14 protein-coding genes are annotated in these 13,420 nt (G+C 67.8%); 6 read left to right on the top strand and 8 right to left on the bottom strand.

The annotated features are described in order from the left end of the window. Positions 1 to 76 precede the first annotated feature (76 nt). Positions 77 to 841, top strand: a complete 765-nt coding sequence (locus ACSC1S_RS09000; RefSeq protein ID WP_435364600.1) for a mechanosensitive ion channel domain-containing protein — start codon at positions 77 to 79, stop codon at positions 839 to 841. A gap of 1 nt (position 842) precedes the next feature. Here ACSC1S_RS09000 and ACSC1S_RS09005 read toward each other — a convergent pair whose 3' ends face one another. Continuing rightward, on the bottom strand, positions 843 to 1,400 hold the full coding sequence (locus tag ACSC1S_RS09005; protein WP_435364015.1) for an acyltransferase: 558 nt from the start codon (positions 1,398 to 1,400) through the stop codon (positions 843 to 845). Positions 1,401 to 1,486: 86 nt separating this feature from the next. Here ACSC1S_RS09005 and ACSC1S_RS09010 point away from each other — a divergent pair, with 86 nt between their 5' ends. Beyond that, positions 1,487 to 1,939 carry a luciferase domain-containing protein gene (locus ACSC1S_RS09010; protein WP_435364016.1) on the top strand — a complete coding sequence of 151 codons (453 nt, stop codon included), beginning with the start codon at positions 1,487 to 1,489 and terminating at the stop codon, positions 1,937 to 1,939. Positions 1,940 to 1,944: 5 nt separating this feature from the next. Here ACSC1S_RS09010 and purD read toward each other — a convergent pair whose 3' ends face one another. After that, positions 1,945 to 3,249, bottom strand: a complete 1,305-nt coding sequence (purD, locus tag ACSC1S_RS09015) for a phosphoribosylamine--glycine ligase (RefSeq protein WP_435364017.1) — start codon at positions 3,247 to 3,249, stop codon at positions 1,945 to 1,947. A gap of 112 nt (positions 3,250 to 3,361) precedes the next feature. Next, entirely contained in the window at positions 3,362 to 3,757 is a 396-nt protein-coding gene (locus ACSC1S_RS09020) for an Ig-like domain-containing protein (protein WP_435364018.1), read from the bottom strand. Positions 3,758 to 3,923: 166 nt separating this feature from the next. Here ACSC1S_RS09020 and ACSC1S_RS09025 point away from each other — a divergent pair, with 166 nt between their 5' ends. After that, positions 3,924 to 6,053: a thioredoxin domain-containing protein gene (locus ACSC1S_RS09025; RefSeq protein WP_435364019.1), complete on the top strand. Its 2,130-nt coding sequence runs from the start codon at positions 3,924 to 3,926 to the stop codon at positions 6,051 to 6,053. A gap of 24 nt (positions 6,054 to 6,077) precedes the next feature. On the opposite strand, the gene ACSC1S_RS09030 is transcribed toward ACSC1S_RS09025, so the two are convergent. Both ACSC1S_RS09030 and ACSC1S_RS09035 read right to left on the bottom strand, forming a co-directional pair. Then, the gene (locus ACSC1S_RS09030; protein ID WP_435364020.1) at positions 6,078 to 6,458 is read right to left on the bottom strand and encodes a TlpA family protein disulfide reductase; all 381 of its coding nucleotides are present in this window, start codon (positions 6,456 to 6,458) and stop codon (positions 6,078 to 6,080) included. Positions 6,459 to 6,495: 37 nt separating this feature from the next. Further along, positions 6,496 to 7,608, bottom strand: a complete 1,113-nt coding sequence (locus tag ACSC1S_RS09035; protein ID WP_435364021.1) for a metallophosphoesterase family protein — start codon at positions 7,606 to 7,608, stop codon at positions 6,496 to 6,498. A gap of 82 nt (positions 7,609 to 7,690) precedes the next feature. Here ACSC1S_RS09035 and ACSC1S_RS09040 point away from each other — a divergent pair, with 82 nt between their 5' ends. Next, positions 7,691 to 8,515 (top strand): ATP-grasp domain-containing protein, encoded by an 825-nt coding sequence (locus ACSC1S_RS09040; protein WP_435364022.1) that lies wholly within the window; start codon positions 7,691 to 7,693, stop codon positions 8,513 to 8,515. Positions 8,516 to 8,583: 68 nt separating this feature from the next. Beyond that, positions 8,584 to 9,564, top strand: coding sequence for a PLP-dependent cysteine synthase family protein (locus ACSC1S_RS09045; RefSeq protein WP_435364023.1), 981 nt, complete (start codon positions 8,584 to 8,586; stop codon positions 9,562 to 9,564). Between the two features lie 11 nt (positions 9,565 to 9,575). Here ACSC1S_RS09045 and ACSC1S_RS09050 read toward each other — a convergent pair whose 3' ends face one another. Genes ACSC1S_RS09050 through ACSC1S_RS09060 form a run of 3 tightly spaced genes read right to left on the bottom strand, consistent with a single transcriptional unit; the run spans position 9,576 to position 12,129 of the window. Next, positions 9,576 to 10,445, bottom strand: coding sequence for an alpha/beta fold hydrolase (locus ACSC1S_RS09050; protein ID WP_435364024.1), 870 nt, complete (start codon positions 10,443 to 10,445; stop codon positions 9,576 to 9,578). Further along, positions 10,442 to 10,912, bottom strand: coding sequence for a DUF5804 family protein (locus tag ACSC1S_RS09055; protein ID WP_261651492.1), 471 nt, complete (start codon positions 10,910 to 10,912; stop codon positions 10,442 to 10,444). The genes ACSC1S_RS09050 and ACSC1S_RS09055 overlap by 4 nt, the downstream gene beginning before the upstream one ends. 38 nt (positions 10,913 to 10,950) lie before the next feature. Then, complete coding sequence (locus tag ACSC1S_RS09060; RefSeq protein WP_435364025.1) at positions 10,951 to 12,129, bottom strand: tRNA sulfurtransferase; 1,179 nt, start codon at positions 12,127 to 12,129, stop codon at positions 10,951 to 10,953. A 131-nt stretch (positions 12,130 to 12,260) separates the two neighbouring features. On the opposite strand from ACSC1S_RS09060, the gene ACSC1S_RS09065 reads away from it, so the two are divergent. Continuing rightward, positions 12,261 to 13,418: a PAS domain-containing response regulator gene (locus tag ACSC1S_RS09065; protein ID WP_435364026.1), complete on the top strand. Its 1,158-nt coding sequence runs from the start codon at positions 12,261 to 12,263 to the stop codon at positions 13,416 to 13,418. Positions 13,419 to 13,420 lie beyond the last annotated feature (2 nt).

Here is a 13,420-nt window from a genome sequence, read left to right on the forward strand (position 1 = left end):
CGCGTGGCTGGCACAGCAGCTTCGAGCGGACGTGCTGGGGCGGAATCGCCTCCCCCTCCAGGGCGACGGCGGGAACATCGACGTGAGTGCGCTGTTGCAGGAGCCGCTGGTTCTGGCCTTCGGCGTCATCGTGGCCGGTGTCGTCATCGGGTTGCTGGTCGGGAAGCTGAACAAGCGCCTGATGGAGGCGGCCGGGCTGCCCGACATGGTCGAGGGGACGCCGTTCGAGTCGAGCGCGCGCAGCCTCGGCACGTCGACGGTCGACATCGTCGCCCGGCTGAGTTCGTGGTTCATCTACGGCATCGCGGTGCTCGCGGCGGTCCACGTCGCGAACATCATCCGGACGGACCAGTTCTGGCTCAGTATCGTCTGGTTCGTCCCCGACCTGTTCATCGCCATCTTCGTCCTCATCGTCGGGTTCGTCGCGGCCGACAAGGCCGAGTTGCTCACGAGCGAACGCCTGCGCGGCGTCAAGCTGCCGGAGGTGAATCTCCTCCCGCGGCTCGTGAAGTACAGCGTCATCTACATCGCCTTCCTCGTCGCGCTGAGTCAGGTCGGCGTGAACATGCTCGCACTGGTCGTCCTGCTCGCCGCGTATCTCTTCGCGCTCATCTTCCTCGGTGGCCTGGCGTTCCGTGATTTCCTGCGGGCCAGTGCGGCCGGGATGTACCTGCTCTTGCGCCAGCCCTACGGTATCGGTGACCAGGTGGAGGTCGACGACAAGCAGGGCGTCGTCCAGGAGGTGGACCTGTTCGTCACGCAGATAGAGGCGGACGGGGCAGAGTACATCGTGCCGAACAACCGCGTGTTCGAGAACGGTGTCGTCAGAATCAGGGAGTAGGTCAGTCGTCGCCGTCGGAGTCCCGCATCGCCCACTCGCTCATCGGCCGGGCCGGGACCCCGGCGACCGTCTCTCCTGCCGGCACGTCCTCGGTCACGAGCGAGTTCGCCGCGACCTGTGCGCCCTCGCCGATCTCGACGCCGGGGAGGACGATGGCACCGGCACCGATCATCGCACGGTCGCCGACGACCACGTCACCGACGCGGTACTCGTCCTGCAGGAACTCGTGGCAGAGGAGGGTGGAGTCGTAGCCGATGATGACGTGGTCGCCCAGCGTGATGTGCTCGGGCCAGAACACGTCGGGCGTCGCTTCGAGGCCCCAGGAGACGCCCTCACCGACGGTGACACCGAGGAGGCCGAGGAGCCAGTTCTTCAGGCGAAGCGAGGGCGAGGTGCGGATGAGCCAGACGACGACGTAGTTGAACGCCACTTTGAGTGGTGACTTGGCGTCGGGCCAGTGCTGCAGGGAGTTCAACGGGCCGGGCGTCGAATACGCGGTCACGCGGTCGTGACGGGACTCGTCGTCGCTCACGGCGTCGGCTTCGGGGGCCGTGGGCATGAACACCACGGTCCAGTTGTCGGGTTCGGGCCGCGTTCGGCCAAGGCCAGCGAGACGTTGATTCCACCACGGGGCCTACCTCTCGCATGGCAGACTCGTCCAGACTCGTCGGGGAGGTCGTCGAGGCGCTCGTCGAGACCGTGAGCGACTGGCCCCACGTCCGGCAGGAGGAACACCGCTACGGCGGGACCGCGTTCCTCGTCGGCTCGCAGGAAATCGGCCACGTCCATGCGTCGGGAATGCTCGACATCCCGTACCTGAAGGCGCTTCGGAACCGGCTCGTCGAGGCGGGCGAGACGGGGGAACACCACCTGCTCACGAACTCGGGGTGGACCACGTACGACATCGAGTCGTCGGACGACTTCGAGCACGCGCGCTGGCTCATGCGGCTCTCGTACCTGTACCACGTCCGGGTGCTCCAGCAGCGCGGCGAGCGCGAGTTCGACGACGTGGACGTCGACGCGGAGCTGGCGGGGCTGGACGTGAGCGAGGAGATCCGGGCGGCGTTCGAGCGGCGGGACAGCAGAAAAGCGGCCTGAGTTCCCTATTCGCCGCGGAGTTCGGTGACGTGGTCGATACGGCGCTGGACGAGGTCGGCCTTACCGATGTCGTGGCGGATGTGAAGGCCATCCTCGCCGGCGACTGCGAACGCGGCTTCGGCCTGTTCTTCGGCCTCGGCGATGGTGTCGGCGACGCCGACGACCGCGAAGGCGCGGGAGGTCGTCGTGTAGATACCGTCGTCGCGCTCGTCGACGGAGGCGTAGTACAGCAAGGCGTCGCCAGCGCTGTCCTCGTCGACTTCGATCTTCGTCCCAGCCTCGGGGTTCGTCGGGTAGCCGGCAGGGGTGGCGTACTTGCAGACGGTCGCCTTCCCGGCGAAGTCGAGCTCGGGGAGGGGTTCGCCGTCGCGGGCCTTCGTGAGAATCTCGTAGAAGTCGGTCTCGAGGACCGGCAGGGTGTTCATCGCCTCGGGGTCGCCGAACCGGGCGTTGAACTCCACGACCTTGACGCCCTCGGCGGTGAGCATGAACTGGCCGTAGAGGATGCCGCGGTAGTCGTCGAGGTTCTCGACTGTCGTGCGCATGATCTGGAGCGCCTCGACGCTGTCGGCCTCGGTCATGAACGGGAGCTGGAAGCTCGAATCGGTGTAGCTGCCCATACCGCCCGTGTTCGGCCCCTCGTCGCCCTCGTAGGCGCGCTTGTGGTCCTGCACGGCGGGGGTGATGAGCACGTCGTCGCCGGCGACGATAGCCTGGATGGTGAACTCCTCGCCGACGAGGCGCTCTTCGAGGACGACCTTCTCGTAGTCGGACTCCTGCAGGTACTCCTTGGCCTCCTCCTTGGTGATCTGGTCGCCGGTGACGCGGACGCCCTTGCCGCCGGTCAGGCCGGCGGGCTTGACGGCGAGGTCGCCGTCGTACTCGTCGATGTACTCGCAGGCAGCGTCCATGTCGGTGAAGACGGCGTAGTCCGGGCAGCCCGGCACGTCGTTCTCGGCCATGAACTCGCGCTGGAACGACTTGTCGACCTCGATGCGGGCGTCGGCCTGCTTCGGCCCGAAGGCGTACACACCGGCGTCTTCGAGCGCGTCGACGACGCCCTCTGCGAGGGGTTTCTCCGGCCCGATGACGGCCAGCGTCGCGTCGACTTCCTCGGCGTAGGCGACCACGGCCTCGGGGTCAGCCGTATCCAGTGTCTCGAAGCCCGCGGCGATGCGGGCGATGCCGGGGTTTCGGTTCCCTGCGCAGGCGTACAGCTCGAACTCGTCTCGGTCGGGTGACTCGTCGAGCGCCCGGGCGATGGCGTGCTCGCGCCCGCCGCCACCGACGAGCAAGAGGGTATCGGACATACGCGATAGCGGTACGCACGAGAGTGTAAAGGTTGCCCTTCCCGCAGGTGGAAGTATACACGAACATGGCCACCAGGCAGGCTTCCACTGACTGGCGCCACCGACGAGTTCGTCAGCAGATGGCGTACGTCGACTCGAGCGCTCCGTCCTCGGTGATGTAGATGATCGCTCCCCCGTAGCAGGCACTGGATTTGATGGTGACCGACGTCTGCTGGTCGTCCATCGTCGCCTCGATGGTGAACGATTCGATGCCGTCGGGAGCCGCGTCCTGCAGGTTGTATATCTCTCTGGTCGCGCCCGGTTCGACCTCGTGGGTCTCGTCGTGGACGACCTCCCCGGACTCCCGCGTGACGGTTACCGAGAGTGTGTGGGTGTCGGCGTGGTTGTTGTCGACCTCGACCGAATGGTCGGGGTCCGCTTCGTTGGTCGACGAATCCGTGGCCGCACAGCCCGACAGGAGGGCCGCACCGACCGCTGTCGTGGCCCCGAGGAACGCTCGTCTGTGCATGAGGGCAGTATGCCAACGGCCTGAATATATTTTCTGAATGGTAATACGGTTCTTTCAGTTTGCAGAGTGGACTGCCGGGCCCGCCCTGAGACGGCGTCGTGACCGAGAAGCCGCATCGGCCGCCGGAGTCGGACGCTTTTACCCGCCCTCGGTCCAAGGGACAGCCATGAGCGACCCCACCGCGCGAAACCGGCTCGACGAGGAGGCATCGCCGTACCTCCGACAGCACGCGGACAACCCCGTCAACTGGCAGCCGTGGGACGACGCAGCCCTCTCTGCGGCCCGCGAGGAGGACAAGCCCATCTTCCTCTCGGTGGGCTACTCGGCCTGTCACTGGTGTCACGTCATGGAGGACGAGAGCTTCGAGGACGACGACGTGGCCGAGGTGCTGAACGAGCACTTCGTGCCCATCAAGGTCGACCGCGAGGAGCGCCCGGACCTCGACTCCATCTACCAGACCGTCTGTCAGGCCGTCAGCGGCCGCGGCGGCTGGCCCCTCTCGGTGTGGCTCACACCCGAGGGCAAGCCCTTCTACGTGGGGACGTACTTCCCGCGCGAGCCGCGGCGCAACATGCCCGGCTTCCTGAGCCTGCTGGAGAACGTCGCCGAGTCCTGGCAGGACCCCGAGCAGCGCAAAGAGATGGCGAACCGGGCCGACCAGTGGACGCGGGTGGCCAAAGACCAGCTCGAAGACGTGGAATCACCGGGCGAGGAGGCCCCCGGTGAGGACGTGCTCTCGGACGCCGCCACCTCGCTGATGCGCAGCGTCGACCGCGAGTACGGCGGCTTCGGCAACTCCGGCCCGAAGTTCCCGCAGGAGGCCCGTCTGCACGTCCTCCTGCGTTCCTACGACCGCTCCGGCCGAGACGGCTTCCGCGAGGCAGTCGCCCAGAACCTCGACGCGATGGGCGACGGCGGCCTCTACGACCACGTCGGCGGCGGCTTCCACCGCTACTGCACCGACCGCGACTGGACGGTGCCCCACTTCGAGAAGATGCTGTACGACAACGCCGAGTTGTCCCGGATCTTCCTCGCGGGCTACCAGGCCACGGGCGAGGAGACGTACAGAGACCGGGTCGAGGAGACCCTCGACTTCGTCACCCGGGAACTCCAGCACGACGGCGGCGGGTTCTTCTCGACGCTGGACGCCCAGTCCGCAAACGAGGAGGGCGAGCAGGAAGAGGGCGCGTTCTACGTCTGGACGCCGGAGCAGGTTCAGGCAGTGCTGGACGACGAGGATTCGGAGCTGTTCTGTGAGCGCTACGGCGTCACGAGCAAGGGCAACTTCGAGAACGGCCAGACCGTGCTGACCATCTCGGCGAGCATCGCGGACCTCGCCGAGGAGCACGACCTGGCCGAGGCCGAGGTCGAGGCGCGGCTCGCAGACGCGAAGCAGTCCGTCTTCGAGGCTCGCGAGGAGCGCCCGCGCCCCCGTCGCGACGACAAGGTCCTCGCGGGGTGGAACGGCCTCATGATCTCCGCGTTCGCCGAGGCTGCCATCGTCCTCGATGAAGGCTACGCAGCACCTGCCGAGGAAGCACTCGACTTCGTCCGCGAGCACCTCTGGGACGCGGATGCAGGGCGACTCACCCGGCGGTTCGCCGACGGCGACGTGAAGGGAGAGGGCTACCTGGAAGACTACGCCTTCCTCGCCCGCGGCGCGTTCGACCTGTACCAGGCGACCGGCGACCACGAATCCCTGCAATTCGCGCTCGACCTCGCGCGGACCATCGAGAACGAGTTCTGGGACAGCGAGGAAGAGACCGTCTTCTTCACGCCCGCAGGTGGCGAGGACCTCGTCGCCCGCCCGCAGGAGCTGCGCGACCAGTCCACGCCGTCCTCGCTCGGCGTCACCCTCGACGTGTTCCTCTCGCTGTCGCACTTCAGCCCGGACGACGAGTTCGAGACGGTCGTCGAGTCCGTCCTGGCGACCCACGGCGGCCGAATCGAGTCCAGCCCGCTTGAGTACCCGTCGCTGGTCTTGGCTGCTGACCGCTGGAACACGGGTGACCGCGAACTGACCGTCGCGGCCGACGAGTTACCGGAGGACTGGCGCGCGGCCATCGGGGACACCTACCTCCCGGCGCGGGTGCTCGCCCTGCGGCCGCCGACCGCCGACGGGCTGGACGCGTGGCTCGGCGACCTCGATTTCGACACCGCACCGCCCATCTGGGCCGACCGCGACGCGACCGACGGTGAGCCCACGGTCTACGCCTGCCGGGACTTCTCGTGTTCGCCACCGACCCACGACATCGCCGAGGCGCTGGACTGGCTGGGGGACGAAACGGGCAACTGAGAGAGAAGACGACCTGGACCGCGTTCAGACGTACTGTTCCAGCTGGTCGGCCAGCCACACCGCGATGGGCCGGTCCTCCTCCTCGACGAAGCGAGCGAGTTCCTCGCCCGTCTCGGCGTCCTCGACGACGACCGTCGGGATGTACTCGATGCCGTACTCCTCGACGCCGGGACCGACCTTCGAGCCGTCGTCCTCCTTCTCGACCGGGTAGTGTTCGACGTCGTCGACCTCGGCCTGTTCGAGCGCCGCGCCGAAGTCCGGAAGCTGGCTGCGGCAGTCCTTGCACCAGTCGCCGCCCCACACCTTCACGACGATGTCGTCGGCGAGTGCGCTCCATACGTCGAGGCTGTCCTCGTAGCCTGCGCCGTCCCACGTCGGGGTCGGGCGCATCGTCTCGAGTTCCATGCGCCTCGATTCGCTATCGAGCAGTAAAAAATAGACGTTAGTCACATTCCGACGTGGCCGCCGGGGAGGCGGGCTGGTCCTCGGGCGGTAACTCGTCCACGAGGGGGTACGCGCCGGTCTGGCGGCGGACGATGCCGGCGACCATCCGGCTGCGCTCGCTGTACTCGTGGGCGAGATCCAGCGCCTCGGTGGCGTCCTCGTCGGTCGCGACGGGGACGTGCCAGACGCTGGTTCCCGCGGGGCCGATGTCGAGGACGAGGTACGCCTGGGGGAACGAGCAGATAGCCGGGGCGACGAGTTCGCGGACGCCCGCGGTCTCGGCCACAGCGGGGACGTGGAGGTGCCCGGAGAGGTACAGCGGTGCGTCACCCGCGGCGAGCACGTCCGCGAAGGGGTCGGGGTCGCGCATCGGGAACGACCCGCGCCAGGAGTTGCCGCCGGTCGCGCCGAGCAGTCCCGGGAGGTTGTGGTGGCCGACGACGAGTGGCGCGTCGTGTCTGGGCAGCTCGTCTGCCAGCCACTCGCGCTGGTCTGGTGAGACGGTCCCCTCGTGCGTGTCGTCCAGCGAGCCGTCGGGCGCGTGGGCGGTGTTGAGTCCGAGCACGGAGACGCCGCCAGCGTCGACGTGGAAGGGGAAGCCGCCGGGGGTGTACTCCCGCTCGAACCGCGAGAGGGGCGGCACCTCGTGCTCGTCGAACGTCTTCGGCACGTCGTGGTTGCCGGGAACCGCGACGAACTCGTGGTCGAGACCGGCGAGGATGTCGCTCACGAGCTCGAAGTCGCACAACGCCCCGTTCTCGGTGAGGTCGCCGGAGAACACCACGAGGTCGAGGTCGTGGTCGTTCAGGTCGGCGACAGCCCGGCGGAGCAACGCCTCGGTCCGGTGGAACACCTTCCACCCGCCGACCTCGCGGGTCGAGAGGTGTACGTCGGAGACGACGGCGATGCTCGCTGGCTCGGTCGTGCTGGGTTCGGTAAAGCGAGCGAGCAACGACGCGCCGTCCGCACGGAGCGGTACGTCCTCGAAATCTGGTCCGGTGGCGAAGCCAGTCGGGCCGCCCCCGTCACCCGCGAGCCAGTCGGTCGCCGCGGCGGCCCTGAACCCGGGGTTCCGGCCGGCTCCCGTCGCCGTTCCATCGTCGGCGTCCATCAGTCGAGTGTTGCTAGGTCTGAGGAAGTATAACGATACCGCGAGACTGCTTATCACGGTTCGGCCCCTCTTTCCGGTAGTTTTGCAGTCCGCTCGCCCTCGCATCGGCATCTCGTACTGGCGCGACCGTGGCAACCCGCGGAAGCGCCAGGCCTTCGAATCGCTCAGCGACCACGTCGAGGTGGTCTGGCTGGACCCGGAGCGCAGCCACCACGACCTCGACGCGCTCGGCCTCGACCTGTTCCACGCGGCCAAGCGACGGCCGGAATCGCTCGCGGACCTGGACCGCGTGGCGGCCGCCGGTGTCCAGACGGTCAACCCACCGGCCGCGGTCCAGGTGACGAGCGACCGCGTCGCCCGCCACCAGGCGCTCGTCCACGCCGGGGTGCCGGTTCCGATGGCCGAGTTCGGAGCCGCGACCGCAGTCTCGCTCACACCACCGGTTCTCGTGAAGTGCCGCGAAGAAGGCGTCCTGCGGAGCCACGACCACGGGTTCGTCGCGTCGGGCGACCTCGACTACGACGGGGACCGACTGGTCGAGGCGTACGTCCCGCACGCGACCAGCGTGAAGGTCCACGTCCTCGGCGACACTGTTCGGGCTGTCCACGAGTCGCCAACCGGGTTGGAGCCGGTTCCGCTCGACCCCTCGCTCGAACCCATCGTCCGCCGGGTCCGACACCTGTTCGGCCTCCGGGTGTTCGAGGTCGATGCGGTCCACATCGGTTCCGAAGACGGCCCGGACGAGACCGTGCTGAGCTGGACTGGCGAGTCGACGGCGGAGTGGGTCGTCGTGGACGTGAACCCGGTCGTCAGCCTCGCGGGCGTCCCCGACGCCGTCTCGGTGTACCAGACGTTCCTGGGCGGGCTCGTCGGCATCGAGGTTCCGCCCGAGTCCCCGGGGACGTGACCTGACGGCTGGGGCACGTCCTGCCGGTGTCCGGGGGTGGTTTATTCGTGGCTGTACAATAATCGTGCATGTATCAGAGTATTCTGGACGCCATCGGCTCTCCACTCGTCCAGGTCTCCTCGCCAGCGGGCGCGACAATCGCCGCGAAGGTCGAATCCTTCAACCCGGGCGGGTCGGCCAAGGACCGGCCGGCCCGCGAGATGGTCCGGGCTGCCGAGCAGGCTGGCGACCTCTCGCCGGGTGACCGACTCGTCGAACCGACGAGCGGGAACACCGGTATCGGCCTCTGCATGGTCGCCGCCGCGAAGGGCTACGACATCACCATCGTGATGCCCGACGACATGTCGAAAGAGCGCCGCGAGATAATGGAGGCGTACGGGGCCGACATCGAACTCGTCACGGGCGATATGACGACGGCGCGGGAACGTGCCGACGAGATAGAGGAGGAAGAAGGCGCAGTCCAGCTTCGACAGTTCGAGAACCCGGCGAACCCGCGGGCGCACTACCGGACCACCGCCGAGGAGATTCTCGAACAGATCGGCGACCGCGAGATCGACGCCTTCGTCGCCGGCGTCGGCACGGGCGGCACCTTCTCGGGCAACGTGAAGCGCCTGAAAGAGGAGTTCCCGGAGATGACCGCGGTCGCGGTCGAACCTGCGACCAACGCGGTCCTCTCGACCGGTGAAGCCGGTCAGGACGACTTCCAGGGGATGGGGCCCGGCTTCGTCAGCGACAACCTCGACACGTCGCTCATCGACGAGATAGAGACGGTCGAACTCGAGGAGGCCGAGAACGAGTGTCGTCGGCTCGCCCGCGAGGAGGGTATCCTCGTCGGGCAGTCATCCGGGGCGATGAGCGTCGTCGCGAACCGGGTCGCAGACCGCATCGCGGAGCCGACCGCGGAGTGTCCGCCCGGTCCGGCCGAACTCCGCGAGGTCGGAGAGGAGGCCGTCGAGACCGACGGCGGCGACTACGACGACTGCCCGCTCGTCGTCACGGTGTTCTGGGACTCCGGCGAGCGCTACATGTCGCTCGGCCTGTTCGACTGAGAAAAGTCGCCTCAGTTCGGGTCGAACTCGGTGCCCATCCGCAGGAACTCGACAAGGTTCGTGTTGAACCGGAGTGGTTTCTCTCTGGGTGACCAGTGCCCGCAGTGCTCGAAGACCACCAGCGCCGAGTCCGCGATGACCTCGTGGGCACGGCGGGCCCAGTGAACCGGGAACAGGGGGTCACCCTCGCCGTGGACGAGGAGGACTGGAATGTCGAGTTCGTCCAGGCGAGACGCGTAGTTGGTCTTCACCCGCCCGCCGGGACCGATCTCGTTGCGCTGGAACCGGGTGAACGCCCGGCCAGCGCCCGTCTCGCTCGCACGTTCGCGAACGTCCGAGACGAACGTCCCCGGGACCGCGTTGGGGTCGTGGACGACGTTCCCGAGGCCGAGGGCGGTCGCTTCTCTCGAGGTGCCCATCATCGACCAGCCGGCCGCGTTGGCCCCCGGGATGTGTGCGAGGGTGTACCAGAGCGACCCGGCAGGGACGGTCGAGCCGAGCCCGTAACTGTCCACGAGCGTGAGCTTCTCCACTCGCTCCGAGTGGTCGAGCGTGTAGCCGAGAGCGGCCGCCCCACCCATCGAGATACCGACGAGCGACACGGTGTCGAGGGCGAGCGCGTCGAGGAACTCGTCGAGGATCTCCACGTAGGTCGCGATGGAGGGCTCGGGGTGCGGGTCGCTCTCGCCGTAGCCCGGCCAGTCCGGTGCGTACACCTGGTAGCCCGCGTCGGCGAGTTCCTCGATGGTGAGCTTCCAGGAGAGTTCCGCGTCGTCGACGCCGCCACCGTGGAGCAGGACCACGGGCGGGCCATCGACGCCCGCACGTCGGTAGTGGATGCGTCGCCCGTCCAGCCGGGCGACCCCGTGGCCCCCGGTCATGCGCCGAACTCCTCCGCACTGACACGGACGACCACCGTCTCGTCTACGTCCGGGTGCAGGTCGTACGCCGGGAGCCCGTCGTCGGTGCGTTGCACGAACAGCGGTTCGACGAGCGATGGAGGGCCGTCGTCGTTCTCGAGGACACCGTACATCTTGCAGTACTGCCCGGTCTCGGCGGGCTTGACTGCATCGTTTCGGACCTGGGTCGCCAGGTCCCGCGAGAGCCACTCGTCCTCGACGATGGAGGGCTCCCGGACGAGCACGTCGTCGACGAACCGGACGAGGTACCAGTTGAGGTCGTTACAGAGGGAGACGGCTGCCCCGACGCTCACCGTCCGGCAGGCGATGGCGTTCTCGAACGGTTCCCAGAGGTCGTACGTCGAGAGGGCCTCGCGGGCCGTCTCACGCGAGAGCAACTCGTACCGGAGGACGGAATCGTCCGAGCCGATGAGACAGACGTCGGTCACTGCCGGGCATTGGAGGGCGGGGGGTTTGTGGATTTCGCTCAGATGCCGATGCGGTCGGCCCGTTCGACGACCTCGCGGGCGCGCTGGCGCAGGTCGTCGGGTTCGGCCGCCTCGACCGAGGGAAGCGAGCCGCGCGTTTCTGGCTGGTTCGGGACCATGCGGTTGCAGCCCGCCGGAATCGTCGAATCGTGGAACGTCCCGATTTCACGGGCGCGTTCGACGATATCCGCCTTGTCCCACGTCAGGAGGGGTCGGTGAACCGGGAGGTCGATGGCCTGGGAGGTGACGGCGAAGTTCTGGCCGGTCTGGCTGGACTTCTGCCCGAGGGCCTCGCCCGTCACCACACCGGCGGCCCCGGCTTCTCCGGCGACCACTTCGCCGACCATGTAGAGGAACCGCCGGAACACGAGCATGCGGCCGGTGTCGACACTGCGAACGAGGTCGGAGACCACGTCGCCTGCCGGTATCTTCCACACGGTGAGGTCGAAGTTCGGCGCGTAGTCGGTGAGCCGCCGGACCGTCTCGATGGCCCGGGCCTCGTGGTCAGGGCCACCATAATCGCCCAGGTCGACGTACACCGGAATCACGGGACTGCCCCGGCGCATGAGTTCGTAGGCTGCGACGGGTGAGTCGATACCGCCGCTGACGAGTGCGACCATCGGTTCCTGCGTTCCGAGCGGGAGGCCACCGGGGCCGTCGACGTGTTCGAGGAAGATGAACGTCTCCTCACGGCGAATCTCGACGTGGAAGGTGAGGTCGGGGTCGTCGAGGTCGACCTCGGGCTCGAACTCGTCCTCGACGGCCTCCCAGATGGCCTGGCCACCCCATCGCTGGGCGTCCTCGCTGTCGAACGGGAGCGACTTCTCGGCCCGCCGGGCGTTCACCGCGAACGCCCCGCCCGTGTAGTGTTCACGGGCGGTCTCGGCGAGAGCCTCGGTGATGGCGTCGCGTTCGGAGGGGACCGACAGGGCCGGACTCGCGGAGACGACGCCGAAGGCCCTCGCGGCGGCCGCGGTCGCCGCCTCGATGTCCTCCTCGTCGGTCCGGATGAGGATGCGCGACCACGGCTGCTCGACGGTCCCGTCGACGCCTGCGTCGGCGAGCAAGGCTTCGACGTTCGCGACGAGCCGGCGCTCCATGCGGCGCTGGACGCCCGTGCTCTTCACGTTGATGTCGCCGTGGCGCACGACGACCGTCCCGGCCCCGGGTGGATGCATGGGCGCGACTACCACATCGAGGTTTAAACGCGCGTCGGAGCGTCGGTCGTGCCATTCGGCCCCGACCGGAAACCTTGCTGTCACGTCTCGACAAAGGTCATGCCCCATGGGTGCTAAGGGAACAGTGACAGATGTCCCCGCAGGACCCCGTCGAAGAGGTCTCCAGGACCGACCGGGAGGGAGGCCACACCCCGGGACTCGATGTGAGGTCGACAGTCATCCCTGGTGACGACGCCGGCCCAGCGACTGTCCTCATCGTCGACGACGACCCGGAGCTGGTCGACGCGACGGCGGCCTTCCTCGAGAAGGAGGCCGACGAGATCGTGACTGTCACAGCCACGAGCGCGAGCGACGGCCTCGCCGTCGTCGATAGCCGCGAGGTCCACTGCATCGTGAGCGACTTCGACATGCCGGAGATGGACGGCCTCAGGTTCCTGGCAGCCGTCCGCCAGCGGGACGACTCGCTGCCCTTCGTCCTGTTCACGGGGAAAGGCAGCGAGGAGATCGCCAGCACGGCCATCTCAGAGGGCGTGAGTGACTACCTCCAGAAGGGCGGTCCCGACCAGTTCGCGCTGCTGGCTACCCGCGTCCAGACCCTAGTCGACAAGCGACAGACGGAGGCGGCGCTCCAGCTCCGTGTCCAGGCCATCGAGGCCGCCCGCGAGGGCATCGCGGTCCTCGACGACGACGGCAGGTACATCTACATGAACGAGGCGTACGCCGTCATGCACGGATACGACGTGCCCGACCTCATCGGGGAGACGTGGGAGGTGCTCTCGACCGACGAGGAGGTCGAGGTGTTCACCACCGAGATCATGCCCCAGCTCGCGGAATCCGGCGACTGGCGCGGGAGCGTGACCGGCATCCGCCGCGACGGCTCTCGCTTCCCGAAAGACCTCTCGATGGCCCACATGGCCGGCGGCGGCCACGTCTGCGTCATCAGTGACATGACCGACTACGTCACCGTCAGCGAGGAGACCGTCGCCGAGCGGGTCCTCCAGGCCCACGGGATGGGCGCGATGCTCGCCGAGGGCGATGCGATAACCGGTGCGAACAACGAGTTCCTGATGCTCGTCCGGCACTCGCGGGAGACGCTGCTTTCCCTCCCGCTCTCGGCGCTCGGCGACGAACTCGTCGCCCTCGTGGACCGAGCCCGAGAGACCGGTCACACCCAGAACGGGGCCGTGACGCTCAGGGCCGAATCGGGGACGACTACGGCGGTCGAGTGTCGCGTCGAAGTAGTCGAGCCTGAGAAGGATATCGTCGCGGTACTCGCGTACCGCGCGTAGGT

It is taken from the genome of Haloarchaeobius pelagicus (assembly GCF_051207375.1).
Classification (GTDB): domain Archaea; phylum Halobacteriota; class Halobacteria; order Halobacteriales; family Natrialbaceae; genus Haloarchaeobius.

Coding starts and splice junctions, on each gene's coding strand:
- ACSC1S_RS09060 (WP_435364025.1), bottom strand. CDS start 12,129: ATGCATCCACCCGGGGCCGGGACGGTCGTCGTGCGCCACGGCGACATC.
- ACSC1S_RS09065 (WP_435364026.1), top strand. CDS start 12,261: ATGTCCCCGCAGGACCCCGTCGAAGAGGTCTCCAGGACCGACCGGGAG.
- ACSC1S_RS09020 (WP_435364018.1), bottom strand. CDS start 3,757: ATGCACAGACGAGCGTTCCTCGGGGCCACGACAGCGGTCGGTGCGGCC.
- ACSC1S_RS09005 (WP_435364015.1), bottom strand. CDS start 1,400: ATGCCCACGGCCCCCGAAGCCGACGCCGTGAGCGACGACGAGTCCCGT.
- purD (WP_435364017.1), bottom strand. CDS start 3,249: ATGTCCGATACCCTCTTGCTCGTCGGTGGCGGCGGGCGCGAGCACGCC.
- ACSC1S_RS09030 (WP_435364020.1), bottom strand. CDS start 6,458: ATGGAACTCGAGACGATGCGCCCGACCCCGACGTGGGACGGCGCAGGC.
- ACSC1S_RS09035 (WP_435364021.1), bottom strand. CDS start 7,608: ATGGACGCCGACGATGGAACGGCGACGGGAGCCGGCCGGAACCCCGGG.
- ACSC1S_RS09045 (WP_435364023.1), top strand. CDS start 8,584: ATGTATCAGAGTATTCTGGACGCCATCGGCTCTCCACTCGTCCAGGTC.
- ACSC1S_RS09025 (WP_435364019.1), top strand. CDS start 3,924: ATGAGCGACCCCACCGCGCGAAACCGGCTCGACGAGGAGGCATCGCCG.
- ACSC1S_RS09010 (WP_435364016.1), top strand. CDS start 1,487: ATGGCAGACTCGTCCAGACTCGTCGGGGAGGTCGTCGAGGCGCTCGTC.
- ACSC1S_RS09050 (WP_435364024.1), bottom strand. CDS start 10,445: ATGACCGGGGGCCACGGGGTCGCCCGGCTGGACGGGCGACGCATCCAC.